The organism is Bacillus sp. 7705b, assembly GCF_002289525.1.
Lineage (GTDB): Bacteria > Bacillota > Bacilli > Bacillales > Bacillaceae > Bacillus > Bacillus halotolerans.
Genome location: NZ_NSDH01000033.1, coordinates 35,157 through 51,142 on the forward strand (window position 1 = coordinate 35,157; position 15,986 = coordinate 51,142).

The 15,986-nt window shown below is 44.6% G+C and carries 19 protein-coding genes; 4 read left to right on the forward strand and 15 right to left on the reverse strand.

Going from position 1 to position 15,986, the window contains the following annotated elements; all coding sequences use genetic code 11:
* Positions 1-9: 9 nt before the first annotated feature.
* The 6 genes from CJU60_RS12770 to CJU60_RS12795 form a co-directional block, all read right to left on the reverse strand.
* Positions 10-1,041 (reverse strand): nitronate monooxygenase, encoded by a 1,032-nt coding sequence (locus tag CJU60_RS12770; protein WP_095713959.1) that lies wholly within the window; start codon positions 1,039-1,041, stop codon positions 10-12.
* Between the two features lie 14 nt (positions 1,042-1,055).
* The gene (locus CJU60_RS12775; RefSeq protein WP_095713960.1) at positions 1,056-1,454 is read right to left on the reverse strand and encodes a secondary thiamine-phosphate synthase enzyme YjbQ; all 399 of its coding nucleotides are present in this window, start codon (positions 1,452-1,454) and stop codon (positions 1,056-1,058) included.
* A 116-nt stretch (positions 1,455-1,570) separates the two neighbouring features.
* A complete protein-coding gene (locus CJU60_RS12780) occupies positions 1,571-3,235 on the reverse strand; it encodes a glycoside hydrolase family 13 protein (protein ID WP_095713961.1) in 1,665 nt (554 codons plus the stop codon).
* A gap of 185 nt (positions 3,236-3,420) precedes the next feature.
* A complete protein-coding gene (locus CJU60_RS12785) occupies positions 3,421-4,710 on the reverse strand; it encodes a hemolysin family protein (RefSeq protein ID WP_024122642.1) in 1,290 nt (429 codons plus the stop codon).
* 43 nt (positions 4,711-4,753) lie between these two features.
* On the reverse strand, positions 4,754-5,431 hold the full coding sequence (locus tag CJU60_RS12790) for a zinc metallopeptidase (protein ID WP_024122643.1): 678 nt from the start codon (positions 5,429-5,431) through the stop codon (positions 4,754-4,756).
* A gap of 44 nt (positions 5,432-5,475) precedes the next feature.
* Complete coding sequence (locus tag CJU60_RS12795; RefSeq protein WP_059335356.1) at positions 5,476-5,739, reverse strand: YuzI family membrane protein; 264 nt, start codon at positions 5,737-5,739, stop codon at positions 5,476-5,478.
* A gap of 132 nt (positions 5,740-5,871) precedes the next feature.
* Between CJU60_RS12795 and CJU60_RS12800 the strand changes: the two genes are divergently transcribed.
* Positions 5,872-6,126 carry a protein mistic gene (locus CJU60_RS12800; RefSeq protein ID WP_024122645.1) on the forward strand — a complete coding sequence of 85 codons (255 nt, stop codon included), beginning with the start codon at positions 5,872-5,874 and terminating at the stop codon, positions 6,124-6,126.
* Positions 6,123-7,109, forward strand: coding sequence for a potassium channel family protein (locus tag CJU60_RS12805; RefSeq protein ID WP_024122646.1), 987 nt, complete (start codon positions 6,123-6,125; stop codon positions 7,107-7,109). The genes CJU60_RS12800 and CJU60_RS12805 overlap by 4 nt, the downstream gene beginning before the upstream one ends.
* Here the strand turns inward: CJU60_RS12805 and CJU60_RS12810 are convergent.
* The 5 genes from CJU60_RS12810 to CJU60_RS12830 form a co-directional block, all read right to left on the reverse strand.
* Positions 7,106-7,510, reverse strand: a complete 405-nt coding sequence (locus CJU60_RS12810) for a YugN-like family protein (protein ID WP_095713962.1) — start codon at positions 7,508-7,510, stop codon at positions 7,106-7,108. The genes CJU60_RS12805 and CJU60_RS12810 overlap by 4 nt on opposite strands.
* A 60-nt stretch (positions 7,511-7,570) precedes the next feature.
* Positions 7,571-7,942: a hypothetical protein gene (locus CJU60_RS12815; RefSeq protein ID WP_049809957.1), complete on the reverse strand. Its 372-nt coding sequence runs from the start codon at positions 7,940-7,942 to the stop codon at positions 7,571-7,573.
* A gap of 58 nt (positions 7,943-8,000) precedes the next feature.
* Entirely contained in the window at positions 8,001-9,353 is a 1,353-nt protein-coding gene (locus CJU60_RS12820; protein WP_024122649.1) for a glucose-6-phosphate isomerase, read from the reverse strand.
* A gap of 111 nt (positions 9,354-9,464) precedes the next feature.
* Positions 9,465-10,637, reverse strand: a complete 1,173-nt coding sequence (locus tag CJU60_RS12825; protein ID WP_095713963.1) for an iron-containing alcohol dehydrogenase — start codon at positions 10,635-10,637, stop codon at positions 9,465-9,467.
* 102 nt (positions 10,638-10,739) lie between these two features.
* Complete coding sequence (locus CJU60_RS12830; RefSeq protein WP_095713964.1) at positions 10,740-11,903, reverse strand: iron-containing alcohol dehydrogenase; 1,164 nt, start codon at positions 11,901-11,903, stop codon at positions 10,740-10,742.
* 241 nt (positions 11,904-12,144) lie between these two features.
* On the opposite strand from CJU60_RS12830, the gene CJU60_RS12835 reads away from it, so the two are divergent.
* On the forward strand, positions 12,145-12,381 hold the full coding sequence (locus CJU60_RS12835) for a DUF378 domain-containing protein (RefSeq protein ID WP_003220771.1): 237 nt from the start codon (positions 12,145-12,147) through the stop codon (positions 12,379-12,381).
* A 46-nt stretch (positions 12,382-12,427) separates the two neighbouring features.
* Here the strand turns inward: CJU60_RS12835 and yugI are convergent, their stop codons facing one another.
* The 3 genes from yugI to CJU60_RS12850 form a co-directional block, all read right to left on the reverse strand.
* Positions 12,428-12,820 (reverse strand): S1 domain-containing post-transcriptional regulator GSP13, encoded by a 393-nt coding sequence (gene yugI / locus CJU60_RS12840; protein ID WP_019259312.1) that lies wholly within the window; start codon positions 12,818-12,820, stop codon positions 12,428-12,430.
* Between the two features lie 202 nt (positions 12,821-13,022).
* Positions 13,023-14,183, reverse strand: a complete 1,161-nt coding sequence (locus CJU60_RS12845; RefSeq protein WP_024122652.1) for an aminotransferase — start codon at positions 14,181-14,183, stop codon at positions 13,023-13,025.
* Positions 14,184-14,684 carry an Lrp/AsnC family transcriptional regulator gene (locus CJU60_RS12850; protein ID WP_024122653.1) on the reverse strand — a complete coding sequence of 167 codons (501 nt, stop codon included), beginning with the start codon at positions 14,682-14,684 and terminating at the stop codon, positions 14,184-14,186.
* A gap of 149 nt (positions 14,685-14,833) precedes the next feature.
* Between CJU60_RS12850 and CJU60_RS12855 the strand changes: the two genes are divergently transcribed.
* Complete coding sequence (locus CJU60_RS12855; RefSeq protein WP_095713965.1) at positions 14,834-15,658, forward strand: alpha/beta fold hydrolase; 825 nt, start codon at positions 14,834-14,836, stop codon at positions 15,656-15,658.
* A 26-nt stretch (positions 15,659-15,684) separates the two neighbouring features.
* Here CJU60_RS12855 and CJU60_RS12860 read toward each other — a convergent pair whose 3' ends face one another.
* Entirely contained in the window at positions 15,685-15,945 is a 261-nt protein-coding gene (locus tag CJU60_RS12860; protein ID WP_024122655.1) for a YugE family protein, read from the reverse strand.
* Positions 15,946-15,986 lie beyond the last annotated feature (41 nt).

A 15,986-nucleotide genomic window follows, 5' to 3' on the forward strand; every position in this document is an offset into this window, starting at 1 on the left:
TTAGTTACGTTACGATTGGCAAAGCTCAGCTATCAGCGTTTTCACGTCAGAGGGCCCATTGAGCAATCCGACTGATTGCCCCGCCCACAGAGACATGTGACCGGAATCTTTGGCTGCAGCGGCATGTTTTCTCATTGGTTTTGTTAACGTGTTTTGCAATGGATAAGGAAGTGTATTTGCCTCTTCAGCTTGTTGCTCTTTCATCCATTGGTTGACTATACCCCTTGCAGGCTTTCCCGAAAACAATGCGGTAAGGCGCGTGTCTGTTCCATGCGCTTCTTTTAATTCCTGTCTGTACGTTTCAGAGACTTTGCTTTCCTCACACATAAGAAATGGGGTCCCGACCTGTACACCTTGCGCTCCGAGACAGTGAGCAGCTTGGACGCCGCGGCGGTCTGCAATTCCGCCTGCCGCAATTACAGGTACTGAAACAGCGTCTGCAGCTTGGGGAACCAGTGACATTAAGCCAATAGAAGACTCTCCGCTGATCGGCAGAAAAGAACCGCGGTGGCCGCCTGCTTCACTGCCTTGCAGCACGATGATATCCATTCCGCGCTCTTCCAGCAGGACGGCTTCTTGCGGCGACGTAGCCGTTCCGATAAGACAGCAGCCATTTTTCTTTAATAAATGAATGCTTTCATCAGGCGGAATGCCGAACGTAAATGAACAGGCTCTTACATTGTATGTAAGAATCAGATTTATTTTTTGATGAAAATCCTCCCACTCTTCCTCCTCTAAAGGAAAAGCAGCCGCCTGTTCCGCAAACGGAATGTTCTGTTTCCATGTGTGAACCGTTTTATCGTCCGGTGTCTTCCTTTTTTCCGGCACAAACACATTTACCTGAAAAGCGCTGCCGGTCAATTCCTGCATCTCGATGATTTGTTTTTCAAGCGTAGCTGGACTGAGATATCCGGAAGCGAGACTTCCGAGCGCGCCTTCATTCGACACAGCGGCTGCCAGTCGGGGTGTGACCAGGCCGCCTGCCATCGGCGCCTGAATGACAGGCTTTGATAATGATAGTGCTTTCATCCATTGAGTCATAGAAGCACCTCCTGTTATTCCATGATTTTGATATGGCAAGTTCGATGACGCGGGCCGTCAAATTCGCAGAAATAAATACCTTGCCACGTCCCGAGAATGAGACGCCCGTTTTCAATGATGACATGCTGTGAAGCGCCTACCGTACTGGACTTCATGTGTGCAGCTGTATTGCCTTCCATATGGCGGTCCAGCTCATGGTCCCATGGATACATCTCATCAAATCTTCGGAGCATATCTCTTTTCACATCGGGATCGGCATTTTCATTAATTGTAATGCCCGCCGTCGTATGCGGACAGTAAATCAGCGCTGCCCCGCTTGCCACTCCTGTTTCTTGAAGAAACGCTTCGACCTCGTGAGTGATTTCAACCATTTCATCTCTTTTGTTTGTTTTGATTTGCAGAGTTTTCAGCATTTGTTTCTCCTTCCAATTCCCCTTCTCTTTGCATATTCGTTCTGTGTTCTTTTTTTCCTGTTAAATCAGGCTCATAAACCTGAAGAAAACAAAAACTCCAGCTTGTTTCTGGAGTTTTATTGCCATAGATATACTCTGGCTTCATAAGGTTTTAACAGCAGTGATGTCGTATGCTTGTGCGGTTCTGTTTCCATATTCGACAATAGGAGTTTGTCAGAAGATAACGGCAATGCGGGATATCTGCAGAACGCCGGCGCACCCGTCAGATTTGCCGCAATTAGCGCAGTTTGGCTCTCGTTTTTGCGAAGGTATGCAAAGATTTGCTGATCTTCCGGCAAAATCAGCTCGTATTGGCCATAAATAAATACATCATATGTTTGGCGGAGTTTGATCAAGCTTTTATAAAAGTGATAGACAGATGTGTTATCGTTTATTTGCGCCTCGGCGTTCAGCCATGTGTAATTGTCATTAACCCCAATCCATGGCTTGGCATCGGAAAACCCAGCGTGAGGAGATGCATTCCATTGCATTGGTGTTCGAGAATTGTCTCTTCCCTTTTTCCAGACAATCTTCATCACTTCCTCGTGAGAAGCGCCTTTTGCGGTCTCTATGTCATACAGCCGCTTCATCGCGACATCATCATAATCCTCAATCGAAGGAAACGCCACATTGGTCATGCCGATTTCCTGTCCCTGATAAATAAACGGCGTGCCTTTCATCAGAAAATAAACAACGGCGAGTGCTTTTGCACTTTCCTTTAAGGAATTCCCCTCGTTTCCCCATACAGAAACAGAACGGGGCTGATCATGGTTTTCCATAAACAAAGCATTCCAGCCGATTCCCTCCAAACTGTTCTGCCACTCTGTTAAAATCCGTTTGAATGCAACGATATCGATGCTTCCATTTATCTCTATATCCCACAGGCCGAGATGTTCAAATTGAAAAATCATGCTGAAAATGCCGGATTCCTCCCCCGCCCACTCAGCCGCCTCCTTTGCCGCGACACCGTTTGCCTCTCCGACCGTCATGATCGGGTAGCGGGAAAATGTGTTTTCCTTCAGCTCTGTTAAAAAATCCAATATGCCCTCAGCATTCATATGATAAGGAAAAGAAGGAACATAGGACAGCCCTTTCGGATTCGGCAGATCAGGCAGCCCTTCTTTTTTCTTAATATGAGAAATGGCATCCACCCGAAATCCGTCTATGCCTTTATCGAGCCACCAATTGACCATGTCATAAACGGCGTTTCTTACCTCTTGATTTTCCCAGTTCAGGTCTGGCTGCTTTTTATCAAAAAGGTGGAGATAATACTGGCTTGTCTGCTGATCATACTGCCAAGCCGATCCTCCGAAAATGCTTTCCCAATTGTTTGGCTCTTTTCCGTCTTTCCCGTCCTTCCAAATATACCAGTCGCGTTTTTGGGATTGTAAAGATGCACGTGATTCAATGAACCATGGATGTTCATCACTTGTATGATTCACGACAAGATCCATAATGAGCTTCATGCCAAGCTCATGAATATCATGAAGCAGCTGATCGAAATCTGCCATTGTGCCGAAATCGCTCAATATGTTTTTGTAATCTCTTATATCATAGCCGTTATCCGCATTGGGTGAGTCGTACAAAGGACAAATCCAAATCACATCGGCACCAAGTTCTTTTATGTACGGAAGCTTGGACCTGATTCCTTGAATATCCCCGATTCCATCGCTGTTTGAATCCTTGAAGCTGCGGGGATAAATTTGGTAGACCACCGCTTCCTTCCACCAAGCCTTTTTCATACAGCCACTCCTTCCTGCGTGTGCGGTTTTTATATCTTATGTAGAAAAAAGCCTTTGAAGCATTCATTTTTTCAGAAAAAAAGCCTCTTGCCGATGACAAGAGACTGATCAATTTTTCAGAAGCCTCTGGTCCTGATTTTCTTTGAGCTCAAAAAACAGCCGCGATCCAGCCCGGCTGTTTTTGATTAAAACTCTGTTTTTTTGATTTCGACAAATCGAATGTGATGGTCTTCAGCGTCGAGGATTTTAAACTCGCAGCCCTCCGCCTGTATCACATCTCCTGCTTCCAGCTCCATTTTTTGCGTCAGAAGCCAGCCTGCAATCGTATCAATTTCTTCATTCTCAATGGCAATGTCGAGCAGGTCGTTCACTTCATCTATTAGCGCTTTGCCATCCATCACATAATGGTGCTCGCCTTTTTTCAAAATATGCGGCGTTTCATCCTGATCATATTCATCACGGATTTCCCCGACAATTTCTTCGATAATATCCTCGACAGTGACAAGCCCCGCCGTTCCCCCGTATTCATCTACGAGAATCGCCATATGAATCCGTTCCTTCTGCATGCGGATTAAAAGCTGCTGAACAGGAATGCTTTCAATGACCCTGATGACAGGTCTCATAATTTGCTTCAGCTTAATCGGCTGGCCGAGAAAATATGCTTTAAACATATCTTTGCTGTTGATAATCCCTAAAATATGATCCTTATCTTCTTTGATGACAGGATACCGTGTATACCGTTCGTTAATGATGAGATGAATCGCTTCTTCAAGCGACTGCTCCAGAGAAATGACAGCGATTTCTGTACGCGGAATCATAATTTCTCTCGCCACGCGGTTGTCGAATTCAAAAATCTTATTCACATAGCGAAATTCGGACTGGTTGATTTCTCCCTTTTCATAGCTTTCTGACAGGATCAGCCTCAGTTCCTCCTCGCTGATGACAACCTCATGCTCCTTGACTGAATGAAAGCCAAACAATTTCACAAGAAAACTTGCAGAGCCGTTCAATGCTTTGATAAACGGATATGTGATTTTATAAAACCAGATCAGCGGCTTTGCAATCCATAAACTGACAGCTTCAGCCTTTTGAATGGAAACCGTTTTCGGAGCAAGCTCACCCATTACCACATGCAAAAAAGTGACGATGATAAATGCAATTACAAATGTGACAATGTGGTTAAACGGTTCCGGTATGCCTGCCGCTGTAAATAAGGGATGAAGAATGCGTTCAAATGTCGGTTCACCAAGCCATCCAAGGCCGAGGGCTGTAATTGTAATCCCGAGCTGGCAGGCTGATAAATACTCGTCAAGATTGGAGATGATTTTATGTGCGGCAAGCGCCCGGCTGTCTCCGCTTTCGATGAGCTGATTGATTTTTGAACCTCTGATTTTGACGATTGCAAATTCGGCTGCAACGAAAACAGCCGTAATGCCAATCAAAACAAAAATGGCGATCAATTGTAATATAAGCAAAAAAAGCCCTTACCATAAATGGTAAGGGGCCACCTCCTTAACGTTAATTCTCATTACGACCGTTTAAGAAGATCATCACAAAGCGAAGAAGTTCAAACAGGGAAACCAGGGCGGCGGCCACATACGTTAAGGCGGCGGCGCTCAGCACTTTATTTACCCCATTCTCTTCATTGTTCCGGATGAATCCTTCTGACACAATAATTTGCTTCGCACGTGAACTTGCATTGAATTCGACAGGCAGTGTGATCAGCTGGAAAAAGACAGCGGCTGAAAACAGAATGATGCCAAGCCCAATCAAATTCAGGCTGCCGAGAAGCATGCCTCCTAAGAAAAGCAAAGGAGCTACACCGGATGCAAAATTCACGACTGGGAAGATTTTATGTCTCAGCACAAGCGCACCATATGACTCCTGATGCTGCAAGGCATGTCCGACTTCATGGGAAGCTACGGAGATGGCGGAAATTGAGCGGCCATAATAGACCGGCTCAGATAAACGCACCACCCGTCTTGTCGGGTCGTAATGGTCTGTTAAAGCGCCTCTTACCGGTTCGACCGGCACGTCGTAAAGACCGTTTATATCTAGAATCCGTCTTGCCGTTTCTGCCCCTGTTCGACCGCTTGAGGCTTCCACTTTTGAATATTTTTCAAAGTTGCTCTTTACTTTAAATTGTGCCCAAAACGACAATCCCAATGCGGCTATTGTTAAAAATATAAACAGCATGTTTCATCATCCTTTTTTAAAGATCGTATGTTTCTTTATTACGATTATTTTAATGAGTTTTCTTTCTCGTGTACAGAAAAGCGCTTCTTCTTCCGTCTAGGCGCACACATTCCGATAAGCAAAAGGAACAAGCCGGCCGAAAACAAATAAAAAGAAAAGCCTCCAATCAGCTCTTTCAAAAAATGATGCCATGAGAAGCTATCGGAGAAGTGATTATACGAATTCAAGTCGAAAATAAACAAAATCACTGCGGATGCCGCAAGCTGGGTACCGATCAAAACCACGACGGTTCTTTGAATGATCGTCATCTGTTCCATCCTTTTTTCGCCTATTTATTTTAGTTTATGGAGAAATCCGGTTTTATATGTTTTGTTCATTTTTTGAAAAACAATGCCGGAAGTGGGACATACTGTTATAAAAAGAGCACGGGTGTGATGAACATGAAAGTGACGAGCGAGGAAAAGGAACAGCTGAGTACAGCGATTGACCGAATGAATGAAGGGCTGGACGTATTTATCCAGTTTTATAATGAATCCGAAATCGACGAACCGCTCATTCAGCTTGAAGACGATACAGCTGATCTCATGAAGCAGGCCCGCGATCTGTACGGTCAGGAAAAGCTAAATGAGAAGCTGAATACGATTATTAAACAGATTTTATCTATTTCATTATCTGAAGAAGGGGAAAAAGAATGAAGTCAAACCGGATCTTTATTTCTTGGCTGAGATGGCCGTTATTTATCCGAATCGGGCTGATCATTCTTTTTCTGATTCTTTTGTTCGGACAAATCATTTATTTACTTGAGCCCGAGCAGTTTACTTCCGTCTTCGAAGGTATTTGGTGGGCCGTGGTTACCATCTCAACAGTGGGCTACGGAGACTATGTGCCGCACACGCCGCTTGGTCAAGCAGCCGGAATGCTGCTGATATTCATCGGCGCAAGCTTTGTCACTGCTTACTTTGCCACCTTATCCGCTGCCGCTTTCAGTAAACAGCACCGCTACATAGAGGGAAAGGTCGCTTACAAAGGACGGGGCCATGTGATTATTATCGGCTGGAATGAAAAATCAAATCGCCTTTTGAGAGAGCTTCAGCTGGCGGCGCCCTCCAAGACAGTCGTTCTGATTGATGAATCGTTAAAAGAAGGGCCGCTCATTGAAAATGTCCATTTCATACGCGGACACGCCGCTGATGATGAAACGCTGAAACGAGCCAATATTACTGAGGCGGACACAGTTATGGTCACTGCCGACCAATATAAAAGTGAAGCGGAAGCGGATATGCTGTCGGTGCTGATTCTGTTATCAGTCAAAGGATTGAATCCGCTGGCATACTGTATTGTCGAAATTCTGACAGACCGCTTTGTCACCAATGCAGAACGGGCGGGCGCTAATAAAATTATCGGGACGTCTCAGCTCTTAAGCCGCGTGATGCTGGAACATTACCGGGTCAAATTGCAGCTGTCTAAACCGCAAAGCTTAATCGAGCTGACACTCGATAAAAAAGTGAGGCTGATTTCGGTTCCTTCTGAACTGCATGGTGCCGCTTATAAAACATGCGTCCTCTATTTTCTTGATCACAACACCACTATTATCGGCATACAAAAAGAGGAAGGGCCTATGATTACCCCTCCTCTTTCATATAAAGTGCTTGAAACGGATCAATTCCTTGCGCTTTAACCCAACAAAACATCCTCCAGCTCTTTGACAAGGGAGGCGCCGATATCCAAATACGCCGGATCAATCTCTGCGTCCCGTCTCTCGGGCTCAGAAAATTGATTAAACAGCGATTGAAACGGCCCTCCTTCAGCATGATCATCAAGGCCTGCCTGGAACACCTGCCTCAGCATAAACGGAGTTCCGATACGGACAGCTGCCCCGCGTTCATCCAGACTGCCTTGTATGGCATTGACGGGAATTCTTAAAAATAAATATCCGTCTCTATCATCAATTTTATAATCAAAATAGCCGTGGTCGTACTCCCAGCCGCCGTTTACCACATAACCGAGCGGCTTCATGACTTGTTCCAGCTCTTGAAGCAAGAAAGGCTGTCCATCTATCGCGGAAGGTATCGTAATCATCAAACTGCCCCTTTTTTCATTTATCCTGTCCTGCAGAACAAGACTTCATTCAAAGGCTGATTACATGGAAACCGTTTTTTCCTTTGCACGGCCAACCGAAAAGAAAGCGCATTCAATTAAGAAGTAAACAGTCATCGCTGCAGCAATCCCCGCTGCAGATTCCCATGAAACATAGACAACAGCTGTATAGAGTCCTAACTTTGTTAAAAGGGTGTGAGATCTGTTCAATTTCAGAAAATGGTGCACCGCATCGGTAAAAATGGCAAGCGGCAGCCCGATCAGAAGAAAGGTGTGGATAAAAAAGTGTGAGAGTGTGCCGCCAAGGTTGGAAGAAAACTCTGTATTCACGGCATCAAAGGATATGAGAATAACTAAAACAGCTGCAGAAAAACCCGCAATGATGAGATGTTTGACCACTTGTTTCATGAACATCAGCACCTTTCTGATTTTATAAAAAGCCGACCGGCAAATGCCAGTCAGCTTTCGTACATTAATCTTCGAGACGTTTTTCAAGCTCAGCTTTTTTCTCTTCAAAGCCAGGTTTGCCAAGCAATGCAAACATATTGACTTTATATGCTTCTACTCCAGGCTGGTCAAACGGATTGACGCCGAGGAGATAACCGCTCATCGCGCAGGCTTTTTCGAAGAAATAAACAAGGTATCCAAAAGTATATGCATTCAGCTCAGGAATGTTGACGATTAAGTTCGGAACATTTCCGTCTGTATGTGCCAGCATTGTACCTTGGAATGCTTTTTTGTTAACGAAGTCTACAGTTTTTCCGGCTAAATAGTTTAAGCCGTCAAGATCGTTATCCGCTTCTTCGATTGTCAGCTCGTGTTTAGGTTTTTCGACATTCAGCACCGTTTCGAACAAGTCTCTGCGGCCTTCCTGTACGTACTGTCCTAATGAGTGAAGGTCTGTTGAATAGTTGGCAGAAGAAGGATAAATGCCCTTCTCGTCTTTGCCTTCACTTTCGCCGAACAGCTGCTTCCACCACTCCGCAAAATATTGAAGCGCCGGCTCATAGTTGATAAGCATTTCAATCGTTTTACCTTTATTGTAAAGCACATTGCGAACGACCGCATACTGGTATGCAGGGTTATCTTCCAATTCTGATGTGGCAAAATCCTTGCTCGCATCAAACGCGCCTTTCATCATGTCGTCAATGTTGACGCCGCTGACAGCAATCGGCAGTAGACCAACGGCTGTTAAGACAGAATAACGGCCGCCGACATCATCAGGAATGACAAATGATTCGAAGCCTTCTTCGTTAGAAAGTGTTTTTAACGCGCCGCGCTCTTTATCAGTTGTCGCGTAAATCCGCGCTTTCGCTTCTTCCTTGCCGTATTTCTCTTCAAGAAGCTTGCGGAAAATACGGAAAGCGATTGCAGGTTCAGTTGTTGTACCTGATTTAGAGATGACGTTAATGGAGAAGTCAACATCTTCGAGAAGATCCATGACATCTCTCATATAAGATGAACTGATGTTGTTTCCGATGAAAATGACTTGCGGATTGCCTCGTTTTGCTTTTGGCAGTGTATTGTAAAACGCGTGATTAAGCGCTTCAATCGCTGCCCGCGCGCCGAGGTAAGAACCTCCGATACCGACAACAAGCAATACATCAGAGTCAGATTTGATTTTTTCCGCGCTTTTTTTAATGCGCGCAAATTCTTCTTTATCATAATGTTCAGGGAGGTCCACCCAGCCTAGAAAATCGCTGCCCGCGCCTGTTTTTTCATGAATATTATGGTGTGCTGTTTTTACAAAGTCGCGCAAATATGTAAGTTCATGTTCGTTGAAGAAAGTCAACGCTTTTGAGTAGTCAAAGCGTACATGCGTCATTGCTTGTCCCTCCATAACGGTATAATGTTTTCATCTTTCACTTTATATGAACTTATCTGTGAAATCAAGTCAAGAAGAAAGGACGGAATGACTGCATTCCGTCCTTAGAAATCAGAGTGACGCGCGAAGGATGGCAAGCACGTCATCTTTGTTCAGTTTTTGGAAGTTGCCGAAGCCGCCATGCTCCATTTCTTTGGCTGCGATATCAGCAATCAGTTCCAGTTTTTCCTCTCCGATATCATAGTCGGATAAACGGGAAGGCGCACCCAGACTTGTCCAGAACGCAGACAGCTTGTCGATTCCTTCAAGCACGATTTCTTTATCCGTTTTGCCTTCTGTATCAATGTCAAACATATTGAGCATAAGGTTTTTAAAGCGGCCGACATTTGTATCAAGCGTGTATCTCATCCAGTTCGGGAACAGGATCGCGAGTCCGCCGGCATGCGGAATATCGTAAACAGCTGATACGGCATGCTCCATAGTGTGAGAAGCCCAGTCGCCGAAGTAGCCCATTTGAAGCGTGCCATTCAGAGCGATTGTGCCTGCATATAAAATCGTTTCACGATGTTTGTAATTTTCCAGATCCTCCAATAGTTTTGGAGCTGTTTCGATTACCGTCTGCAGAACGGCAAAGCACATTCTGTCTTGCAGCGGTGTGTTTTCGACATTATGGAAGTATTGTTCAAACACGTGGCTCATCATGTCAACCATGCCGTAAACCGTTTGATTTTCAGGCACTGTAAACGTATTTTCAGGGTCTAAAATCGAGAACCGCGGATGAGTTACATTGCTTCCCCATACAAATTTCTCGTTTGTTTCCCAGTTTGTAATCACAGAGTCAGGGTTCATTTCAGAACCTGTAGCAGCAAGGGTTAGAATGGTACCGAACGGCAGTGCATCTTCGGCTGTTACTTTCTTGCTGAAAATGTCCCAAGCGTCTCCGTCGTATTTTACTCCCGCAGCGATCGCTTTTGTGCAGTCAATGACACTTCCGCCGCCCACAGCAAGCAGAAAATCAATATCATGCTGTCTGCATAGGTCAATGCCTTTTTCCACAGTCGCAAGACGCGGGTTCGGCTCTACCCCTGGCAGTTCATAGACAGCGGCACCTTCTTCTTTTAATATGCCTGTTACTTGGTCATAAAGGCCATTACGTTTAATGCTTCCGCCTCCGTAGACAAGCAGAACACTTTTACCGTATTGCTTTAATTCTTTTCTTAATTGTTCAAGCTGGCCTTTTCCGAAGATCAGCTTCGTCGGGTTATAATAAGTGAAATTTTCCATTGTAAAACCTCCAAATATTGCTGTATCAAAAAACAGATTAACAATTGTAACATAAGTCCAAAGAAAAAGGGAAGCAGCCGGATCGGCTATTTCCCCCTTTTGTTATAGAGATGCTTTTAAAATAGCGAGTACATCTTCTTTGTTAAGTGATTTAAACTGGCCGAACGTACCGTTGGCCATTGCCTTGTCGGCAATTGTGCCGAGCTGTTCGTCATTTATATCGTAGTCAGCCAGACGGTTTGGAGCGCCTAGGCTTGTCCAGAAAGCAGACAGCTTGTCGATGCCTTCCAGCGCGATTTCCTCATCTGATTTTCCATCTTCTTCTACATCAAACACACGCACCGCAAGCTGCTTCATGCGGGCCGGGTTTTCTGATAATGTATGTCTCATCCAGTTCGGGAAGAGAATCGCAAGTCCGCCGGCATGCGGAATATCGTAAACGGCTGAAACGGCATGTTCGATATTATGAGTTGCCCAATCCCCTCTTGCGCCCATTGACAGCATACCGTTTAAAGCGATTGTCCCTGTATAAAGAATCGTTTCACGCAGTTCGTAATTTTCAAGATCATTGATCAGCTTAGGCGCTGTTTCGATGACTGTGCGTAAAAGAGATTCGCACATGCGATCCTGGTAAGGTGTGTTTGATACATGGTGGAAGTATTGTTCAAACACGTGGCTCATCATATCAACCATTCCGTAGATCGTGTGGTTTTTAGGAACAGTAAATGTGTTCACTGGGTCCAAAATAGAGAATTTAGGGAACACGAGCGGGCTGCCCCAGCCATATTTCTCTTTTGTTTCCCAGTTGGTAATAACTGAACCTGCGTTCATTTCAGAGCCAGTTGCGGCGAGAGTCAATACAGTTCCGAACGGTAAAGCTTCCTTCGGCTGGTGTTTTTTCGTTACGATATCCCACGCATCACCATCATACTTTGCCCCCGCAGCAATCGCCTTTGTACAGTCGATGACACTTCCGCCGCCGACAGCCAATAAGAAATCAATGTTGTTTTCTTTGCAGATCGCAACACCTTTATTAACAGTCGACACACGCGGGTTCGGCTCTACGCCTGCTAATTCATGCACCGTGACACCGGCTTTATTCAGCTGTTCCATCACTTGATCATAAAGGCCGCTGCGTTTAATGCTTCCGCCTCCGTAGACTAACAATACATTTTTTCCGTAAGGTTTCAGTTCCTCCGGGAGTTTTTCAACTTCTCCGCGGCCGAAAATTAATTTCGTCGGATTCCAATATGTAAAGTTTTGCATGACATCTCCTCCTTAGATTTTCATTATGCAGAATGCCTGCGCTCCATGTAAAGCAATCAGCTCTTTCCGTTTTCAGCGTATCGGGCAGTTTTCATTTGCAAGATGCTGGGAAAGGAACAGATACAAGCTGAGTTTGGGCCGTTTCGTCCGGCTACTCTCAATATGGAGAATGCATGTATAGATTCTCCAATTTGTCACAATCTATAACTGTTTTAATAATTCATGGAGGAGGTTGCAAAACATGAGTACAATTCAGAGAATTTGCCTTGTATTAACAATCATTGGCGCTATTAACTGGGGACTGATCGGATTTTTCCAATTTGATTTAGTAGCGGCCATCTTCGGCGGCCAAGGGTCAGCTCTTTCCCGTATTATTTACGGTCTTGTCGGAATCGCCGGCTTAATCAACCTCGGTCTGCTGTTTAAACCAAACGAGGAAAGATCACGTGAAGAGGCAGCAAATCCTGAAATGCGATAGGATAAAAAAAAGCACCGAACATTCCTGTCCGGTGCTTTTTTCATGCTTATTTTTTGATAAGGTCTTTACGGTTGGACATTTCAATCCACTCTTCAAGCTTATCTTTTAATGTGTTGAAACCTTGTGGTGCAGAAGCTTCTTCGCTTACTTGCGCAGCTTTAGGTTTTCTTGGTTTGCTTTCTTTTTTCTCAGGCGCAGCTTGTGTCGCACGAATAGAAAGGCTGATTTTTCCTTTTTCTTCATCAACAGCAAGTACTTTTACTTGTACTTCGTCGCCAACTGAAAGGTGCTCGTTGATGTCTTTTACGAAACCGTGAGTCACTTCAGAAATGTGTACTAAACCTTGAGTTTCTTCATCTAATGCAACAAACGCACCATACGCTTGTAATCCTGTAACTTTACCAGTGTAAACACTGCCCACTTCAAATTTTGCTGCCATTCATAACAACTCCTAAGTTAAATTAAATATCTGTTTATACGCAATTTAAAATTATATCATACATGTCTCATTTCCGCAAAGGAAACTTTTTTTAATATGATATCAGGTTTAAGCATATCAAAAAGAGGGCATACTGCAAATACCAAAGGCTTTCTAGTATTCCCCCTTTTATTGGATGCGAACAAAAGGTTCGTATCTTTTTTTATGTTGTTTTGTGTAAGAAGCGCTTCATTCTGACCAATGCTTCTTGCAGCTGTTCAATTGATGTCGCATACGAACAGCGGATATATCCTTCTCCGCTCGGCCCAAACACATTACCGGGAACAACGGCTACTTTTTCCTGCATCAGGAGCTCCTCAGCAAACTGTTCTGAGCTCATCCCAGTGCTTTTGATGGATGGGAAAGCATAGAAAGCACCGCTCGGATGGTGGCAGCTGAGACCGATTTCATTTAGCGTTTCGACAAACAAATTACGCCTTCTTCGGTAGCTCTTTTTCATCTTTTCTACGTCTTCTATTCCGTTTTTTAATCCTTCAAGCGCTGCATATTGCGCCATTGCAGGCGCGCACATCATCGCATACTGGTGGATTTTAAGCATCGCGTTGCGAATTTCTGAAGGCGCCGCGGCAAAACCGAGTCTCCAGCCTGTCATGGCAAACGCCTTTGAAAATCCCGAAATGACAACCGTCCGCTCTTTCATCCCCGGGAATGCTGCTATGCTTGTAAATTCCTCATCGTATGTCAGTTCTGCGTAAATCTCGTCGCTCAGTACGATCAAATCATGTGTTTTGGCAAACTCAGCAATTTCATGTAACTCTTTCTTTGAGTAAACCGAGCCGGTCGGATTCGAAGGCGAACAAATGAGAATGGCCTTTGTTTTTTCGGTCACTGCCGCTTCAAAATCCTCAGCAGTCGCTTTAAAACCTTTATCAGCCGTCGTATGGACATGAACAGGGACGCCGCCTGTCAAAGACACAAGCGATTCATACGCCACAAAACACGGCTCAGGAATAATCACTTCCTCACCGGGATTTACAATGGCGCGGATCGCAATATCCAAAGCCTGACTCGCCCCTACCGTCACAATCAGTTCATCGTCAGGAGAGTATGTAAGACCAAACCGGCTGCTGACATAACGGCTGATTTCCTCCCGCAATGAGTATAAACCTGCATTAGCGGTATATGACGTATACCCTTGTTCAAGGGAAAGAATGCTTGCTTCACGGACATTCCAAGCCGTTACAAAGTCAGGTTCTCCGACTCCTAAAGAAATAACCCCTTCCATCGTTGCCGCCAAATCAAAGAATCTGCGGATGCCGGATGGTTTTATTTGTTGTACATAATCGGATAAATAAGAAGTCATTTACGGTGACACCACGATTCTTTTGTCGTCGTCTCCCGTTTCAAATACTTTGCCGTCATGCTTGTATTTTTTCAGGATAAAATGTGTTGTCGTAGACACAACTGAATCAAGAGTTGACAGTTTATCAGATACGAAACGCGCAACGTCAGACATTGAATTGCCGCGGATCACGACAGACAGGTCGTATACGCCTGACATCAGGTAGACTGATTCTACCTCCTGGAATCGGTAAATCCGCTCCGCCACTTCGTCAAAACCGACTCCGCGCTTCGGAGTGACTTTAACATCAATCATGGCTGTTACGCCTTCATGGCCGTCCACCTTCCGCCAGTCGATCATAGCGGAATAATCGATGATAACCTTTTCTTTTTCCAATTTGTCAATGATCGCTTTTACTTCATTTACAGGGATACCGGCCATCTTTGCGATTGTTTCTAGATCAGCGCGGCTGTTTTCGTCTAAAATTTCTAATATTTCTGTTTCTTTCTCGGTCAATTTCATTCAATTCACACCTTTGCAATGTCAAGAAATCTCATGACATTATATCACGTTTTTTGACGAATGCTAAGAAAAAACGAGGAGAAACTTCCGCTAGAACTGACAATTTCAGGGCATAATACAGGACATCCTATGAAGGGAGTGACGGCAAAATGGAGGCGGTTACACCAATAAGGCGTGTTAAAGTCGGAGGAGTACATGTATATTATGAGCACTATCAAAATCCAGGCAAACAAACAATTGTCTGCGTACACGGTTTTTTATCTTCTGCTTTCAGCTTCAGAAAATTAATCCCCTTGCTTCGGGACCAGTATGACATCATCGCGCTCGATTTGCCTCCTTTCGGCCAATCAGAAAAATCAAGGACATTTATATATACCTATCAAAACCTCGCCATGCTTATCATCGGACTCCTGGAGCACTTGCAAGTCAAACAGGCGGCGCTTGTCGGGCATTCGATGGGAGGACAGATATCGCTGTCGGCTGCTCTATTAAAGCCTGAGCTCTTCTCGAAGATTGTGCTTCTTTGCAGTTCAGGTTATTTAAAACGCTCGCACCCGACGATTATCTTCGGGACTCACCTCCCATATTTTCATCTTTATATCAAACGCTGGCTTTCCAAAGAAGGCGTGATGAAAAACTTATTAAATGTCGTTCACAACAAATCGCTGATAGACGAGGCGATGATTGACGGCTACGGCAAACCTTTTCAAGATGAACAGATTTTCAAAGCAATGACGAGGTTCATCCGGCACAGAGAAGGAGATTTACAGTGTGAGGAATTGAAAAAAATCAACAAACCCGCTTTATTGATTTGGGGCGAGGAGGACAAGGTGGTTCCGTTGAAAATCGGCGAACGCCTGCACCGTGACCTGCCGGATTCCAAACTGTATTCATTGCGGGAAACAGGGCATTTGGTGCCGGAGGAACGCCCTGAATTCGTTTCCGAACGAATTGCAGAGTTTATCACAGAATAAAAAAACCGGTTTGTATACCGGTTTTTTCAAGGCGTGCAAGAGCTGCTGTCTTTAATGAACAGCAGCTGGCCAGCCACATTCCGGCAGCTGTCGATCGGAAGTGTTTGTTCAAAAGAAGCTTCGAAAATATGCTGTATGCTTTTCGCTAACACTTCAGGATCGTCTTCATCATAGACGGCCTGTACGACATCAACAGCCTCCGTTTCATAAAAATCTTCACCATATTTAAACGGGTCCCATTTGGCAATGACATTGATCATTTCCCTGACCGCTTGACTTTCTTCCATTTTCATCACCGCTTATAATAAAATTTGCAGATCTATTTTAT

Bases quoted from the DNA above. Each gene is read 5' to 3' on its own strand.
- CJU60_RS12825 (WP_095713963.1), bottom strand. From the start codon at position 10,637: ATGGAAAATTTCACTTATTATAACCCGACGAAGCTGATCTTCGGAAAA.
- CJU60_RS12820 (WP_024122649.1), bottom strand. From the start codon at position 9,353: ATGACGCATGTACGCTTTGACTACTCAAAAGCGTTGACTTTCTTCAAC.
- CJU60_RS12810 (WP_095713962.1), bottom strand. From the start codon at position 7,510: ATGATTACGATACCTTCCGCGATAGATGGACAGCCTTTCTTGCTTCAA.
- CJU60_RS12770 (WP_095713959.1), bottom strand. From the start codon at position 1,041: ATGACTCAATGGATGAAAGCACTATCATTATCAAAGCCTGTCATTCAG.
- CJU60_RS12860 (WP_024122655.1), bottom strand. From the start codon at position 15,945: ATGGAAGAAAGTCAAGCGGTCAGGGAAATGATCAATGTCATTGCCAAA.
- CJU60_RS12830 (WP_095713964.1), bottom strand. From the start codon at position 11,903: ATGCAAAACTTTACATATTGGAATCCGACGAAATTAATTTTCGGCCGC.
- CJU60_RS12780 (WP_095713961.1), bottom strand. From the start codon at position 3,235: ATGAAAAAGGCTTGGTGGAAGGAAGCGGTGGTCTACCAAATTTATCCC.
- CJU60_RS12815 (WP_049809957.1), bottom strand. From the start codon at position 7,942: ATGTTCATGAAACAAGTGGTCAAACATCTCATCATTGCGGGTTTTTCT.
- CJU60_RS12795 (WP_059335356.1), bottom strand. From the start codon at position 5,739: ATGACGATCATTCAAAGAACCGTCGTGGTTTTGATCGGTACCCAGCTT.
- CJU60_RS12775 (WP_095713960.1), bottom strand. From the start codon at position 1,454: ATGCTGAAAACTCTGCAAATCAAAACAAACAAAAGAGATGAAATGGTT.
- CJU60_RS12855 (WP_095713965.1), top strand. From the start codon at position 14,834: ATGGAGGCGGTTACACCAATAAGGCGTGTTAAAGTCGGAGGAGTACAT.
- CJU60_RS12805 (WP_024122646.1), top strand. From the start codon at position 6,123: ATGAAGTCAAACCGGATCTTTATTTCTTGGCTGAGATGGCCGTTATTT.
- yugI (WP_019259312.1), bottom strand. From the start codon at position 12,820: ATGGCAGCAAAATTTGAAGTGGGCAGTGTTTACACTGGTAAAGTTACA.
- CJU60_RS12790 (WP_024122643.1), bottom strand. From the start codon at position 5,431: ATGCTGTTTATATTTTTAACAATAGCCGCATTGGGATTGTCGTTTTGG.
- CJU60_RS12800 (WP_024122645.1), top strand. From the start codon at position 5,872: ATGAAAGTGACGAGCGAGGAAAAGGAACAGCTGAGTACAGCGATTGAC.
- CJU60_RS12835 (WP_003220771.1), top strand. From the start codon at position 12,145: ATGAGTACAATTCAGAGAATTTGCCTTGTATTAACAATCATTGGCGCT.
- CJU60_RS12850 (WP_024122653.1), bottom strand. From the start codon at position 14,684: ATGAAATTGACCGAGAAAGAAACAGAAATATTAGAAATTTTAGACGAA.
- CJU60_RS12845 (WP_024122652.1), bottom strand. From the start codon at position 14,183: ATGACTTCTTATTTATCCGATTATGTACAACAAATAAAACCATCCGGC.